The following is a 15728-nucleotide window of genomic DNA, read 5'->3' as shown; positions in this document are numbered from 1 at the left end:
ACTCTGAGCATAGTGAAGAGTCTAATCACTTCTATATAAGGACCACCAATTTTACTGGTGGTCCTTATATAGATAAACTTAAAATTTGTATTTCGTCCTATTTTGGCCCTTAGTTTTATTCATTTTCCTACTATTTTTTATTATTTCTCTAGCTTCTTCGTATTTTGCCACTGATAACCCATCATTCACAAGTTTACATTTATCACAGGCAGGTTTTGCATTAGATTCTATAAACCATAGTTTATTAGATTTATCTAGAGCTAAATCTAAGCCAGTAATCATTATAGGTAGTCTATTTCCTAAAACATTAGCAATTTGATGGGCTAAATCGATTATCTCCCGAAATGTGGTCATAGGGTTTTGTTTTTGATCATACTCTTGCAGGATATCGTGTAATAAATAGTCTGTAGCTCCTTGAGCCACATTAGTTATTATGGCATCTGCAGAAGAAGCTACTTTCGCTGAGGTCAAGGTAACACGCCAGGTTTTATATACTTTTTGCAACACAATCCTCATATCGAATGAATGGTCATGATAAGTTGCCAAATCTATTCCTTGCTGAACAATATATTTTTTTGTGTCAATCATTATTTGTTCTAGTTCCAATACTAAATTTTTTCTATTTATTTTCTTTGACGTTTTTTCAAAAGAAACTTCATATCCATTATTACTAACAACCTTAACACGTATTATACCAATTCCTCGACTCTTGTTATTTGGTTTTAAATATATAGTTGAATATTTATTTAGCATATCCATAAGAATCTTGGGGTTATACCAATTAGTATGGGGTAGATATTCATATAGTAGGGGATGTTTCTTTAGAATTTCATATTGCTCCATTTTACTTCGCAAATCCATCACTTTACATCCCATCCATTAAATTTTTCAGCCATTGTGTTGATTGATTTAAGGTAAAATAATTATACAGTTTATCGTAATTTGGAGTAGAAGAAATTGTACTTATAAAGTTTTCATCGATTTTTTTAATTTCAGTAATTATATGTGCCAGCTCATCGACGTAGATAGCATATATAAGCTGTAACCTTTCAGGTAGCTTTGTTCGATTAGAGAGTTCATATTCTTTTTTATTAAAAATTCTCAAACCACTAAAATGATAACATATTAACTGATAACCATTGAAAAATATTCTATTATCCTTAGCAAAAACTTGGTAACCCCTTCTGATATACCATGGACCAGCATTTATTCCTAGATTTTCAGATATTTTAATTTTTGACGTTATATTAGGCCAATGATCTAGGTATTTTTGATCACTCCATTTATCTTTTTCAAACCTATCATAACACCAACTTATACATTTACGCTTCCACCACCTTAAGCACTTCATTGCGTATTCATCACGTTTAAACCCTATTAAGCCAGCAGAGTATTTGCCCTTCCTTTTCTCGTGCTTAGGTCTAAGCATGAGGGGGGTTAAGTATATCGATTCATTTCCCCAATCTTCATATATCATCTTTATATCTTCAAAGAAAAACACATCGGCATCAATATATAAAATTGAATTTAAATTGTAGTTGTGTTTCATCAAATAGGAAATAAATGGAGCTTTTAAAGTCCAGCAAAACTCATGGATTTTTCTTTGTTTTTTAATATTATTTAATTTTTCATCTTTGATATTTTCTAAACTGATAAGAGTCACATTTTCAAGATTCATTTTATTCAGAAGCTCGTATACAGTCTTATCAACACAACAGATCCAAAGGTGAAATTTTGACGTATGCCTTTTCAATGAATTGTATAATGCTATTCCCTGTACCAAATAATCTTTTGTCATTATGGTACATAGTTGATAACAATCCCTATTATTTTCTTCATTAAGTTTAACATTAAAATAATTTCTTATAAATTTATCTTTAGGTCTATCTTCTTTATAGAAGTTATTTTCTATACTATTTATCTGTTTCACAATTTCTTTAGCTTCGTATATATAGGGTAGATATATCCATTTTAGTACATCATTAGAAAGATTCAATGTATAGATATAACTATATAAATCAAATTCATTACCATCATAGTATCTAAATCCAAAGCTATGATAAAAAATCAATCTTTTATTATTAACATAAATTTCGTTATTAATTTTCTCAACTTTGCTTCTTTGGATTTTGGAAGGTGTTAAATTCACCCCTATGTTTTTAATGACCCCTACATTTTGAAACTTCTTCCTCCAGTTATTGACATAAAACTGGTCACTCCAAAGACCATTTTCTACTTCATCATAGCACCAATTAATTAATTCTTTTCTAAACCATTTAAGACATTGTAAAGCTTGCTTATCATTTTTAAATCCCATAAATCCTGTGTTGTATAAACCCTTCGATTGGTTACCATTACTGCTGGTGACTTTCCATTTTTCCTTTGTTAGCATAACTGAATAACTACCCCATTCCTCGAATATTGGTTCAGGATTTGAGTAAAAGTATGTGTCACCATCTAACCAAAGGATGTGATCAACTTTATAGTTCCTTAATAAATAAAGCATAGCAGAAGCCTTTGAAGTCCAAATATACTCCTTATCATTACGGGAGCTTTTGACTTTTAATAGGTGTTTGTCTTCCTGCTCAATGCTTGATAAGGCTATGGGGGTTGCCTTTTCTAGATTCATTTTATCTAATAGCACCTTCACTTCATCATGCAAACAGATGATAAAGAAGTGAAAATCTTTGTCACATTTCAAAAGAGAATTGTATAATAATAATCCTTTATAAATATAGTCCTTACTAAAGGTTGAACAGTAATAATGTCTCACTTTAACACTCCTTTTCCGTTAAATTTTATATCTATATCCTACAGTATATGTGAAGCATGGGTAGTTGTTCATTTCCATATATAAGGATAAATAAAAAAGCCGTAGATTTAAATTAATATCACAGAAAAATTATCTACAACTTTTTATTTATTTAGGATATAGTCAAAGAATTTCCTTAACGTATGTGTCAGGGTTGGATTGACTATACTCTTTTGATGATACAGCAAGAATAATTAATTGTTGATGATCTTCATTTTTAAATGCATGAACCATATAGGGAGGTATCTTTAAAACAATGTTATCATTAGAAGACAAATAAAATTCTTCCCGAACCCCATTAGACAAATCCTTCAAAGCCACCTTTGCTTTCCCACTAACAATTGTAAAATACTCAAAGGTTTTTTTGTGATAATGATTGCCCCTAACACTATTGGGGTTAGAATAAAGCAAATATACTTCTCCCACCTCACCACTATCCTGCAACTGACTTTTCATGATTATTTTTTTAAGCATTCCTCTTTGATCTTCATAAGGATCAATGTTGATTAAATCACACAATCTCTCCATAGAATTCACTTCTTTCCTAAGAATTTTTTTAAGGACTAGGCTAATCCTATACCAATATACACAACACCAGCATCTTCTAATGCTCTTTTATTTAGCCCTCTACGACCATCTAATAGGATAGGTCTTTTCATTAACTGACTAAAATCTTCTGGAGGAATATCAATAAACTCAGACCATGATGTTACTAAAATAGCAGCATCAGCATCTGTTAATGCAGATTTATAGTCTGTAGAGTAGAACATTGATTTCCTATCCTCAGGAATATTTTTTTTCATATTCTCAACAGCTATTGGGTCCACACCATAAACAAGCGCCCCTTTTTCTAACAAGCGGTTGATTATAGTGATGCTTGGTGACTCCCGTATATCATCTGTGTCAGGCTTAAAGGCAAGACCTAATAGGGCAATTTTTTTATCCTTTAATGTTTGTAAGCTTTCTTGTAATCTATTGATTATTTTAATAGGCTGTTCATTGTTTACTTTTATGGTGGCATCAATAATCCGTGGCTGATAACCAATATCTTGACTATAGGAGATTAGAGCCTTTACATCCTTGGGAAAACAACTTCCTCCAAAGCCGCAACCTGCTCTTAGGTAATTATTCATCTCTGGATTAACTAGTTTATTATCAATTCTAGGGTTAAAGCGTTTATCAAGGGTAACAGATTCCAATACTTCTGTAATATCTATATTCTTAGTTTTTTCACATATAGATGCAATTTCATTTGAGAAAGAAATCAAAGTTGCTAGAAGGGCATTAGCTGTATATTTTATCATTTCAGCTGTTCTCAAATTAACATGAATGATAGGAGCATGGAAAAAACCGTCATAAACATGTTTCATTGCTTCAAAGCTACGATGGTCATAAGCACCAATTACAATTCTATCAGGATACATAAAGTCCTCCACAGCTTTTCCTTCCCTTAAAAACTCAGGATTCATAGCAAGACCAATTTCTCCTATCTTTTTTCCCGATGCACCCTCTAATATATCTTTAACTAAAGTATCAGTTGTTGTTGGAATAACCGTACTTTTTACACAAACTACATGGTAGTGATTTTTATCCCTCAATATTTCTCCAATATCTTGGGCAGCTTTCTTAATATAGCTTAAATCTATTTCATCATTATCAATCGGGGTACCCACTGCTATAATAGAAATTTCTGAATTAACCACCGAGCTTTCTAAGTCTGTTGTGGCAACGAGATTTCCTGCTGTTATTCCTTTGATCATAAGCTCTTCCAATCCTTGCTCATAAATAGGTGAGTCCATATTATTAATTTTATCAACTACTTCTTGCTTTTTATCGATACAGATAACTTCATGGCCTTTAGAGGCTAAACATACTCCAGTCACCAAACCTACATAACCTGTACCGATTATAGAAATTTTCATGAACCCTTCCTCCTCTACAAGCCATAGGCTTCCTTATACCATTTTAGCGTTCTTGCCAAGCCTTCTTCTAAATTTACCTTTGGGTTGTAATCCAACAGGGTTCTAGCTTTGGTCAAATCAGGACATCTTCTTTGGGGATTATCTATGAGATAATCCACTTCATTACTTTGCTTATGCTCAATCTCAACATCACCTACATTTTGGGCTATTAATTTTGCCAAATCTATCATACTAATTTCTATTTCATCATTTCCTATATTAAAAGCTTCTCGATGATGGTTGGAAAGAAGAGTAGCCATAAATCCACTTAAAGCATCCCTTACATAACAAAAGCTTCTTGTTGGTATTCCATCACTCAACAGGGTTATCTTTTTTGAGTATAGAGCATCCCTACAAAAATCTGGTACAACTCTTTTGTCATCCAGCTTTAATCCTGGCCCATATACATTAAAGGGTCTAACTATTTTAACAGGCAAACCATATTGTTGATAATAGTTAATAGCTAAGGTTTCTCCAAGTCTTTTGGATTCATCATAACAAGCTCGGGGTCCTGTACAGGATACATTGCCATTGTACTCTTCTGGTGTGGGAATATTTTCTTGGGTAGGATCTCCATAAATTTCACTTGTGGAGAAAGATAAGAAGCTTTTAATATTTTTGTTTTTTCCTTAGTCTAATAAGTTTTTTAACCCCAGTACATTTGCCTCAATGGTTTCAATAGGATATTTGCGATAAAAGCTTGGGGATGCAATACTTGCTGCATGGACTATATAATCTATATCACCATATACTTCAATTGGTTTTACAATATCAGTTTTTATGATTTGAATATGTTGATTGTTTTGTAAATGTTTAATTCTTTCAGGGGTACCTGAAAGAAAATTCTCTATACAAATAACCTTACATGGATTATGAAATACCTTTTCATTACAATAATTTAACAAATCAAGGAAGTAACTACCAAGAAATCCTCCTCCTCCACTAATCAACCATGTACTTCCTTCAATTTCCGTTAAAGAGTCTTTCAAATCATTATAGATGATCTGAATATCTTCTGAAATAATGGAACTAACCTTCAACATATGACTTTTCCTCCCGTTCACTTATATTTATGCTTGTTTCTTTCATACCATTGTATTGTTCTATCTAGACCTTCCTCAAAAGCTATTTTAGGCGTCCACTTTAATAGCTTTTCTATTTTGCTAATGTCAGGATGTGGCTTCCAAACTTCTCCTGTTCTGTAGGGTATAACTCCGTAATTAGGCTTCTTTATAGCCTTCATTTTTGCACAAACCTTATCAACATAGTACTTTAATGGGTGAATCCTACCAGTACCTATATTAAATATCTCATTTTTAATAGCATCATTTTCAGCAGCCAAAACAAAACCATCGATGATATTCTCAATATAACAATAGTCTCTATATTGTTCACAACCAGTTAAATTTACATCTGCATTGTTTAAAATTGACAAGATAATATGGGGAAAAAATTTGTGACTTCCTTCGTTTTCTCCAAAAACACCAAAAGCCCTTAGAGTAACAATATCGATATCATTCTCCCCAGCAATTTGGTGGGATAGCATAGTAGCAGCTGCTTTAGTACTTCCATATATATTGAAGGGTTCTAAATGACAATCCTCTTTAATTACTTCTTTTTTATCGCCATACTCCATACAAGTACCTATATTTAAGAACTTTTTGCATCCCACAGAAATCAAAGAATTTAGGATATTCATTGTACCTATAATATTCGTATTAGCAGCAATAAAATAATCTTTTTGACGTGAATCAACACCATAAGCCGCCATATTAAAAACATAATCAGGTTTTACTTTATTTATACAAATATTTATTTTTTTTGAATCCCTTGTATCAGCCCTATAGATTATAATGTCTTTTATTAGATCCTCAATCCTCCATACATCTGATCCTTCTCTTACTATAATATGAACTTCAGCATTTTCACTAATCATTCTTCTAACTAGATGGGAGCCTATAAATCCATTGGCTCCAGTAATTAACACTTTTTTATTGGTAAAAGCACCACCCACAGAACCCACCTCCATTTTTTACCATTTAACCCACTGTCTATCGTTATTAACCCATTGTTCATTGATTATTTGCAAATCTTTAATTGTATCAATAGATTGCCAAAATCCTTCATGTTGATAGACAGCCAGTTGATTATCCTGGACGAGATTTCTTAAGGGCTCATTCTCCCAAATTGTCTCATCATTATCAATATAATCAAAAACTTCTTTTCTTAAAATAAAAAAGCCTCCGTTTATCCAACCATCCTGTAAAGGCTTTTCTTTAAAACTAGTAGCGATTCCATCCTTTACATCTATAATGCCATAGGAGGATCTATGTTTGACCCCAGTAACAGTAGCAATTTTTTGTTTTTGTCGATGAAATTTAATGAGTTGATTTAAATTGATATCAGAAACACCATCACCATAGGTTAACATAAATTCATCTTCATCTATATATTTTTGTATTCTCTTAATTCTGCCACCAGTCATAGTATCTAAACCAGTATCGATAAAGGTAATATTCAAATTGTCAAGTTCATTAAAAAATTTTATTTCTTTTAAATTGCTACCAATCCTCAGCTTAAAATCGTTATTTTTCCAATCAAAGTTCAAAAAATATTCTTTTATAGCTTCACCATTGTGTCCCAAACAAAAAATAAATTCATTAATTCCATAATGCATATATATTTTTATGATATGCCATAATATAGGCATTTCACCGACCTTAGCCAAAGGTTTACAAGGGAAGCTAGAATCTCCACCCAGCCTTAAACCTTTTCCACCACATAGAATAACTGCTTTCATATATATCTCCTCCTAACTTTTGTTCTCAGTTCATTATATGATTTGAGACTGTTTTGGTGGTAAGTAATTAACGAACCTATAGCTTACCTGAGATATTTTCCTTTGATACAAAGCAAAACAAATCTAAAGCATAAAATACTAAGCTCTAAAGCAAACAGATTTTGCATCAATACTATCTTAGATATAGACTCTGTTAAAGATAACTATTGATATTTTATAAAAACTTCTGATAAGATCCTTCACTACCTTCAGAAGGTCTTATGATTGTTATTTAGTTGGAAATCAACAGAAATATTTAACATAGCTTAGATATAAAGTAATTGTTAACAATAGTACTTACTTTTCAAAATTCTATTTATATACTATATGTCTTCATAACCCTATGAGTTACATAAATTCCATACATTCCCCCTTATCATCTTCTTTTCATAGTAAATACTAGAGTAACAAAATTTCATATTAACAAAGTAGAAACTGTCAATATTTATTGGATGTATTTTGTAACACTATTTTAGTAATTGCATATGCTGATATTATATAGAAAAATAGCTAGGGTTTTAAAAGGGGAGGGGAGATAAGCCATGGAAAATAATTCAAAGGACAGTACATATGTACCTGATTTTCAACCAGTGAGCATAATAGCTGATAAAGTCTATGCCCACTACAAGGAAAGGGAATGTTTTGAATTGATAAAGATACCCCTACAACAAAAAGAAGAGTTTGAGTTTGTAGACATTACCTTTCATCCAGGAGAAATTATTGATGAGACATTAGTGATTAGCCCAATACATAATAGACCTAACTTTAGCCGTGTAAGATTTACAGCTAAACTTACCTTTGATTTGAGGGTAAAGAGTATTAGGACAGGAGCAACCATTAATATAGTGGGAAGATTGCCAGATATATCAAAAGATATTGTTGTATATATACCAGAAGCAAGAGATGAATTTACATTCAAAATTGATATCGAAACAGCATCGCGAACCCTAGCTGTACCAAGGGAAGAAGATGGACATTTATTATTTGCAATTGGCGTATTTATGATTGTCAAGGTAATAGGGAGAGTACAATTATTAATACCTGAATTTGGATTTTGTCCAGAACCACCTGATTGTGAAGAGTTTGTAATGAACGATATTTGTGAAGATTTTGATTTAAGTCCCTTCCCAGAATTTTTTCCCAAACAATTTGAATTAACAAATAATATATTATAACACTAAAAAAGACTAAAAAACTGCTGGAGGCAGTTTTTTAGTCTACATAATATAATATGCTTATTATTTTGTAATAAACATTTGTGTATAATGTCTATTTTCAATACCTATTCCAATATGAGTAAATCTAGGGTTTAGAATGTTATTTCTATGACCTTCTGAATTCATAAAGGCGTTATGGGCACCTCTCACACTAGAATTGATAGCAATATTTTCACCAGCAGCTTTATATTGAATTCCAAAACTTCTCATCATATCAAATGGTGAACCATAGGTTGGTGAATGATGTGAGAAGTAGTTGTTATCTTGCATATCCTTTGATTTAACCCTTGCAACATAAGACAAGTCTACATCAATAGTCAATGGGTTAAGTCCTGCTTCAGTTCTTGCTTGGTTTACATACTCGACCATTTGAATCTCGGCAGATGTTAAAGCGTGTCTTGCATTAGATGGGTTTTCAGGCTTTACCGGTTGTGGTTGTTGTTGAGGTTCCTGTGGTTGTTGTTGAGGTTCCTGTGGTTGTTGTTGAGGTTCCTGTGGTTGTTGCTGAGGTTCCTGTGGTTGTTGCTGAGGCTCCTGTGGTTGTTGCTGAGGCTCTTGTGGTTGTTGCTGAGGCTCTTGTGGTTGTTGCTGAGGTTCTTGTGGTACTTCTTGCTGTTCAGTATTTTCTGGTTGTGCAGTGTCATTCTTAAAAGTAATTCTTATAGGATTTGATCCATTGTTTTTAAAGGTTTGTAAAAATCTTGAAAAGCTGGATGTAGATCCATTGCTAAATGTAGTAGTTGCTTGAATATTACATGACAATCTTATGTTTTCTATACCTGTATTCTCAGAATAAGCACTTGCTGACACCACTGTTGACAATAATAGCGCAGTTGTAATAACTGGGACCATTAATTTTTTCTTTAACCTATTATCCATAGTTTACCACTCCTTTGATATTATGTTAACCTACTCAACCTATAATACAATAGAATGCATTTATTTTCAATCAAATTGGAATAAAGTTACATATGAAATATATGGAACTCTAGTAAAATACTTATTTTTCAAAAGGAATAAAAACATAAAAGAATAATTATACATTATATGAAGAATTGTTGAAAGCAATAGGTATTAGATAAAGTTAAACCGATAAAAAATCCAACTGCCAATTAGTTGTAAATAATCCTATTAACTCTATAAATTATTTCTAAAAAAAAATACATACACATATAATGATTTTAATAACCAGTAGGGGGGCATAGAAAAATGAAAATATGTATTTTAGGGAGCTCAGGTCAATTGGGTGATGAATTACTCAATCGATTCAAGGAACACCATATTTTTACCTTTGACAAAAGAACTATTGATATAAACAATCTAGATAAAACCTATGAAATACTTCATCACATAAAGCCAGATAGTATTATTCATGCTGCTGCTTATACAGATATAGAAGCCTGTGAAAAAAGGCCCGAAATTGCGTATAGGGTAAATGCAAAAGGCACAGAAAACATAGCTAAAATTGCAGAAGCAATTAATAGCAAATTAATCTATATTAGTACAGATTATGTTTTTGATGGTGAAAAAGGAAGTCCCTACAATGAAGATGATACACCAAATCCTATCAATTATTATGGGAAAACCAAGTATGAGGGTGAGTTATATATACAGCAATATATGGAAAAATATTATATTATTAGAACGGCTGCTTTATTTGGTCATAAGGGAAAAAATTTTATTAAAACTACACTAAATTTGGTTAGTAAAAATACAATTTTAAAGGTAGTAATCGATCAGATAAGTAGTATTACTTATACAGAGGATTTAGCTAAAGCTATTGAAAAATTAATCATAAATAAGGGAAATTATGGCATATACCATTTTGTTAATGAAGGCCATTGTTCTTGGTATGATCTTGCGCAGGAAACATTTAAAATTAAAAATATAGATGCCAAAGTAGCACCTATATCTTTAACAGATGTTGAAAAAAATATATCAAGACCTAGAAATTCTAGTTTGAAAAATAATTCTCATATAAAATTACCTCCATGGGAGGAGGCTTTAAGGACTTACCTATCGAAGTAGAGTATTTAGTACTCTATTTTTTTGGGATTAAATCTATCCCTTCAATATGATTATTCTTCAGCTTTAATAAGTAAATCTCCGATTCTATAAACACCTCTACAATATTCTCATCAACTGGTATTTCTAAAAAATCAAAAATTTTAAAGGAATAATCTAGTGCTAGATTCTTCTTATCTTGAGGACTTCCTAGGGGGAGCATTTGTTCTACATACAGAACAGTTCTATGAATAATTAATTGAATTCTATCTATATCCTTTTTAGTGATTACTTTAGTAAAAATAGGTGCTACTACAAAAATAAATAATGCTGTTAACGTTATAATCAGCATAAAAAGTATCAAATCAATCATAATACAAAACCTCCCTATTACATGTATCCTATATATTATGAAAGATTTTATAAAATTGTTACAAAATAATAATCCATCAAAAGAATCTTGACAGAAATACTAGGGTATACTATAATTAAATTAAATTCCAATCATTTTACTTGGGATTAAAGGAGGTAGGATCGCTTGAAGCTTTCAACAAAAGGAAGATATGGCCTGAAGGCAATGTTTGAATTGGCTTTATATTATGGAGATGGGCCGATTGCTTTGAAAAACATCGCAGAAAAACAAGAAATTTCAGATCATTACTTAGAACAATTGGTTGCCACGTTGAGAAAAGCAGGATTAGTTAAAAGTGTAAGAGGTGCACAGGGTGGATATATGCTGGCCAGTGATCCTAAAGATATTACTGTAGGAGATATCATCAGAACATTAGAAGGGCCTCTAGCTCCCTCAGAATGTGTAATGGAGGAGGACCCAAAGGCCTGTGAGAGATCTAAACATTGTGTTACCAAGATGGTTTGGGAGAAAATTCGAGACAATTTCAATAATGTGATAGATTCAATTACACTAGAGGATATGCTACAGGATTATAATAAAATAAAGCATAAGGATAATTATATGTTTTATATATAAGTTCAAATCAATAAGCAGGATTAAAACTTAGGATTAAGGAGAGGATTACATGAAAGTATACTTAGACTACGCAGCTACAACCCCAGTAAATAAAGATGTTTTAGAAGAAATGCTACCGTATTTCCAGCAACATTTTGGGAATCCATCAAGTGTTCATTCTTTTGGCAGAGAGAGTAAAAAGGCCCTCGATATAGCTAGAGACAGAGTAGCTAAATCACTAGGAGCAAAGACAGAGGAAATATACTTTACAGGTGGTGGTTCTGAGGCTGATAACTGGGCTATAAAGGGTGTAGCTTATGGTTTAAAAAATAAAGGAAACCACATTATCACATCTAAGATTGAACATCATGCAGTGCTCCATACCTGTGAATATTTAGAAAAAGAAGGATTTGAAATTACTTATTTAGAGGTAGATGAATATGGTTTGATTAGCCTAGACGAATTAAAAAAGGCTATTAAGGATACTACCATATTAATTACCATTATGTATGCCAACAATGAAATTGGTACGATACAGCCGATAAAAGAAATTGCTGACATAGCTAAAGAAAATAATATTTTATTTCATACAGATGCGGTACAGGCCTATGGCAACATACCTATTGATACAGAAGAGCTAGGTGTAGATTTATTATCTATTTCAGCCCATAAGCTTTATGGACCAAAGGGGGTAGGAGCTTTATATATCAGAAGGGGAGTTAGACTCCATCCATTGGTTCATGGTGGAGGACAGGAAAAGAAAAGAAGAGCAGGAACAGAAAACCTTCCAGCCATTGTAGGTTTTGGTAAGGCAGCGGAACTGGCCCATGAGAATCTTGAAGGTCATAATAAACAATTATTGAATTTTAGAGACCAATTAATTAATAAACTAATGGCCAAAATACCCTATACCAGATTAAATGGACATCCAACCAAAAGACTTCCAGGGAATGTAAATATTTCCTTTGAGTTTATTGAAGGAGAATCCCTACTACTGAGCTTGGACATGGTTGGGATTGCTGGCTCCAGTGGTTCAGCCTGCACATCAGGGTCCCTAGATCCCTCCCATGTGCTAATGGCTATAGGACTTACCCATGAAATAGCCCATGGGTCGTTAAGACTATCGTTAGGAGATCCTACAACCCAAGAGGAAATTGATTATGTTATAGAGAAATTACCACCAATTGTAGAACGATTAAGACAAATGTCACCCTTGTATGAAAACATAAAGGAGGAAGCAAAAAATGTATAGTGATAAAGTAATGGAGCATTTTATGAACCCAAGAAATGTTGGGATGATAGAAAATGCTGATGCAGTAGGGCAGGTAGGGAATCCTAAATGTGGCGATATTATGAAAATGTATTTAAAAATAGAGGGAGATACAATAGTAGATGTAAAGTTCAAAACCTTTGGCTGTGGCTCTGCGATTGCTACCTCCAGCATGGCTACAGAAATGATCAAGGGAAAAACCATCAAGGAAGCATTAGCATTAAGCAATAGAGCTGTAGCTGATGCATTGGATGGATTACCTCCAGTAAAAATGCATTGTTCTGTATTGGCAGAGCAGGCAGTAAAATCTGCAATATATGATTATGCTCAAAAACACAACCTACATTTTGATGAACTAGAGGGCTTTGATCCTAATGAAGATCACGATCATCATCATGAAGAGCATGAAGGAGAACACTGTTAAAAAAACAACCCGAGAGCTTTCTCGGGTTTGTTATTGTCAAACAATAAAGAGGTGGAAATTTTGGAAAAAAACAATAAAGTTCTTTTAGGAATGAGTGGAGGGGTGGATAGCTCCGTAGCCGCCTACCTTTTAAAAAAACAGGGATATGAGGTAATAGGGGTTACCATGCAAATATGGCAGGATAATGAAGAGGTAATAAAATCAGACATAGGCTGCTGTTCTTTATCGGCAGTGGAGGATGCCAGACGGGTGGCAGCTAAGCTGGATATTCCCTTCTATGTTATGAATTTTAAGGAGATATTCAAAGAAAAAGTGATTAATTACTTTATAGATGAATATACAAAAGGTAGAACACCAAACCCTTGTATTGCCTGTAATAAACATATTAAATTCGAAGAATTTTTAAGAAGAGCCCATCAATTGGGTTGTTATTATGTAGCTACTGGTCATTATGCCAAAATAGAGTATGATGATAGAGTACAAAGGTATTTACTAAAAAAATCTGTTACCGATGAAAAAGATCAAACCTATGCCCTATACAATATGACTCAAGAACAATTAAAACATACTTTAATGCCCTTAGGCTATTACAATAAAGATGAAATAAGAAAAATGGCTGAAGAATTGGAACTTCCAGTGGCAATGAAACCAGATAGCCAAGAAATATGCTTTGTACCAGATAATAACTATGGGAATTTCGTGAAGGAAAACAGTCCTAAGAAAATTCATGAAGGTGATTTTATAGATAAAGAGGGAAATGTTTTAGGAAGACATAAGGGAATCATCTATTATACCATAGGACAAAGAAAGGGTTTAGGTATTGCTCTAGGCAAACCCGCCTTTGTAATTGATATTATACCAGAAAAAAACCAAGTAGTATTAGGAGACAAGCACGAGGTTTTTGGAAAGGAACTAATTGCTGAAGAAGTAAACTTTATAACTTTTGATAAACTACAAGCTCCTATGACGGTGGAAGGAAAAGTCCGTTACAACGCTAAAGCCCAAGGGGCGATTGTTTATCCCTATAACGACAATAAGATGAAGTTGGTTTTTAATGAACCTCAAAGGGCTATAACACCAGGACAAGCAGTGGTTTTATACGATGGAGAAATTGTTATAGGCGGAGGCATCATAACAAAGGCAACAGAATAACCATAAACTTACATTTATCATCTGTTATACATTGGACTTTCTCACCTCCTTCCTTTTCTCACTTATATAGTATGCTAATAAACAGTAGCGTGCTATTATTATAAAAATTTAAAAAATAGAAAACTATAGCCAATCATCCAACCATTGACTGTATTTTTTTAGACCTAGAAAGCAAAAATATAGTACAGTTAAAAATGTCTTATCCAAAAAGAGGGATGGAAATGATTCGAGGAAGTGAATTAATAGGTGTACCTATTTTAAAAGAGGATAAAAAAATAAAACTTACCTATACAAAAGATATCATATATGGGAAAAATCCATTAAAGGTAATAGCTTTCTCTATTAAAATGAAAAATTCTCAAAAAAAAAATAATCGTATTATTCCCTTCCAAAAAATAAAGGATATTAACCACGAAGAAATTATTATTGTTGCAGAAAAAGATATTATTTTCCCCCATGAAGCACCAGAAATTAATAGCGCAGTGGAAAAACCAATAAAGGTAATAGGCTTTCATATTTATGATGAACAAAAAAATTTAGTGGGGACTATAAGGGATACAATTATTGAAAAAAACAGTGGAAAAATACTGGCGTTTATTATTAGTGAAGGAGTTATTGATGATTTAATAGAGGGACATTCAATATTACCCTTGGTAAACCATATAGATTTTCAACGGGACTATATTGTCATAGGAAATACCCATTTAGAAACCATCTCATCCCAAGGTGGAGGCTTGAAAAAATTGCTGGGGATAAAATAAAGCATTTAACAAAAACTATGATAGAGATAATTTTTTATCTCCAAAACTCTTTTAAACTCTTCCATAACAAAAGGAGTGATTAAATGAAAAGAGATACAATGATGGGTTTAATTACTGGCGGTGTAATAGGAGCAACAGTAGGTATGTATGCTTTTTCAAATATGAGTACTAGAGAGCAAAAAAGAATGATGAAGCGAGGAAGAAAAATAGCTTCAACGGCAGTTAATCTTATGAGTGGCATGAATATTTTTTAGTCTAAAAGCAGCTAAAAGCTGCTTTTAGACTTTTTTTGAAAAAACACAAAAAATTTACAAAATATTT

At 32.6% G+C, this 15728-nt stretch carries 16 protein-coding genes and 1 pseudogene; 8 read left to right on the top strand and 9 right to left on the bottom strand.

What is annotated here, in order from left to right; all coding sequences use genetic code 11:
• Positions 1-78 precede the first annotated feature (78 nt).
• The 7 genes and pseudogenes from BLS22_RS07495 to rfbF form a co-directional block, all read right to left on the bottom strand.
• Positions 79-861, bottom strand: a complete 783-nt coding sequence (locus BLS22_RS07495) for a YheC/YheD family protein (protein WP_176762095.1) — start codon at positions 859-861, stop codon at positions 79-81.
• A gap of 4 nt (positions 862-865) precedes the next feature.
• Positions 866-2629: a glycosyltransferase gene (locus BLS22_RS07490; RefSeq protein ID WP_143011265.1), complete on the bottom strand. Its 1764-nt coding sequence runs from the start codon at positions 2627-2629 to the stop codon at positions 866-868.
• Between the two features lie 306 nt (positions 2630-2935).
• Positions 2936-3340 carry a polysaccharide biosynthesis C-terminal domain-containing protein gene (locus BLS22_RS07485; protein WP_090552971.1) on the bottom strand — a complete coding sequence of 135 codons (405 nt, stop codon included), beginning with the start codon at positions 3338-3340 and terminating at the stop codon, positions 2936-2938.
• Positions 3341-3375: 35 nt separating this feature from the next.
• The gene (locus BLS22_RS07480) at positions 3376-4734 is read right to left on the bottom strand and encodes a UDP-glucose dehydrogenase family protein (RefSeq protein ID WP_090552968.1); all 1359 of its coding nucleotides are present in this window, start codon (positions 4732-4734) and stop codon (positions 3376-3378) included.
• 14 nt (positions 4735-4748) lie between these two features.
• A pseudogene (locus tag BLS22_RS15370) lies at positions 4749-5816 on the bottom strand (NAD-dependent epimerase/dehydratase family protein).
• Positions 5817-5833: 17 nt separating this feature from the next.
• The gene (locus tag BLS22_RS07470; RefSeq protein WP_143011264.1) at positions 5834-6787 is read right to left on the bottom strand and encodes an NAD-dependent epimerase/dehydratase family protein; all 954 of its coding nucleotides are present in this window, start codon (positions 6785-6787) and stop codon (positions 5834-5836) included.
• An 18-nt stretch (positions 6788-6805) separates the two neighbouring features.
• On the bottom strand, positions 6806-7573 hold the full coding sequence (gene rfbF, locus BLS22_RS07465) for a glucose-1-phosphate cytidylyltransferase (protein ID WP_090552964.1): 768 nt from the start codon (positions 7571-7573) through the stop codon (positions 6806-6808).
• A 581-nt stretch (positions 7574-8154) separates the two neighbouring features.
• Between rfbF and BLS22_RS07460 the strand changes: the two genes are divergently transcribed.
• The gene (locus BLS22_RS07460; protein WP_090552961.1) at positions 8155-8787 is read left to right on the top strand and encodes a hypothetical protein; all 633 of its coding nucleotides are present in this window, start codon (positions 8155-8157) and stop codon (positions 8785-8787) included.
• Positions 8788-8850: 63 nt separating this feature from the next.
• Here the strand turns inward: BLS22_RS07460 and BLS22_RS15090 are convergent, their stop codons facing one another.
• Positions 8851-9708, bottom strand: a complete 858-nt coding sequence (locus BLS22_RS15090) for a CAP domain-containing protein (RefSeq protein WP_090552958.1) — start codon at positions 9706-9708, stop codon at positions 8851-8853.
• A gap of 330 nt (positions 9709-10038) precedes the next feature.
• Here BLS22_RS15090 and rfbD point away from each other — a divergent pair, with 330 nt between their 5' ends.
• Complete coding sequence (gene rfbD, locus BLS22_RS07450; protein WP_090552955.1) at positions 10039-10857, top strand: dTDP-4-dehydrorhamnose reductase; 819 nt, start codon at positions 10039-10041, stop codon at positions 10855-10857.
• Positions 10858-10870: 13 nt separating this feature from the next.
• Here rfbD and BLS22_RS07445 read toward each other — a convergent pair whose 3' ends face one another.
• Positions 10871-11206 (bottom strand): phage holin, LLH family, encoded by a 336-nt coding sequence (locus BLS22_RS07445; protein ID WP_090552952.1) that lies wholly within the window; start codon positions 11204-11206, stop codon positions 10871-10873.
• Between the two features lie 165 nt (positions 11207-11371).
• Between BLS22_RS07445 and BLS22_RS07440 the strand changes: the two genes are divergently transcribed.
• The 6 genes from BLS22_RS07440 to BLS22_RS15085 all read left to right on the top strand — a co-directional run bounded on the left by BLS22_RS07440 (position 11372) and on the right by BLS22_RS15085 (position 15661).
• Positions 11372-11821, top strand: coding sequence for an RrF2 family transcriptional regulator (locus tag BLS22_RS07440; RefSeq protein ID WP_090552950.1), 450 nt, complete (start codon positions 11372-11374; stop codon positions 11819-11821).
• A gap of 49 nt (positions 11822-11870) precedes the next feature.
• Positions 11871-13052 carry a cysteine desulfurase NifS gene (gene nifS / locus BLS22_RS07435; RefSeq protein WP_090552947.1) on the top strand — a complete coding sequence of 394 codons (1182 nt, stop codon included), beginning with the start codon at positions 11871-11873 and terminating at the stop codon, positions 13050-13052.
• The gene (nifU, locus tag BLS22_RS07430) at positions 13045-13494 is read left to right on the top strand and encodes a Fe-S cluster assembly scaffold protein NifU (RefSeq protein WP_090552945.1); all 450 of its coding nucleotides are present in this window, start codon (positions 13045-13047) and stop codon (positions 13492-13494) included. Before nifS ends, nifU begins: the two co-directional genes overlap by 8 nt.
• Before the next feature lie 60 nt (positions 13495-13554).
• Positions 13555-14646, top strand: a complete 1092-nt coding sequence (gene mnmA, locus BLS22_RS07425; RefSeq protein ID WP_090552942.1) for a tRNA 2-thiouridine(34) synthase MnmA — start codon at positions 13555-13557, stop codon at positions 14644-14646.
• 221 nt (positions 14647-14867) lie between these two features.
• A complete protein-coding gene (locus tag BLS22_RS07420) occupies positions 14868-15407 on the top strand; it encodes a PRC-barrel domain-containing protein (RefSeq protein WP_176762094.1) in 540 nt (179 codons plus the stop codon).
• An 83-nt stretch (positions 15408-15490) separates the two neighbouring features.
• Positions 15491-15661: a hypothetical protein gene (locus BLS22_RS15085; protein WP_176762093.1), complete on the top strand. Its 171-nt coding sequence runs from the start codon at positions 15491-15493 to the stop codon at positions 15659-15661.
• Positions 15662-15728: the final 67 nt, after the last annotated feature.

This window comes from Natronincola ferrireducens, assembly GCF_900100845.1.
GTDB classification, from domain to species: Bacteria; Bacillota; Clostridia; order Peptostreptococcales; family Natronincolaceae; genus Natronincola_B; species Natronincola_B ferrireducens.
Note: the sequence above shows the minus strand (reverse complement) of the source record. Positions and strands in the feature narration are given on the sequence as shown.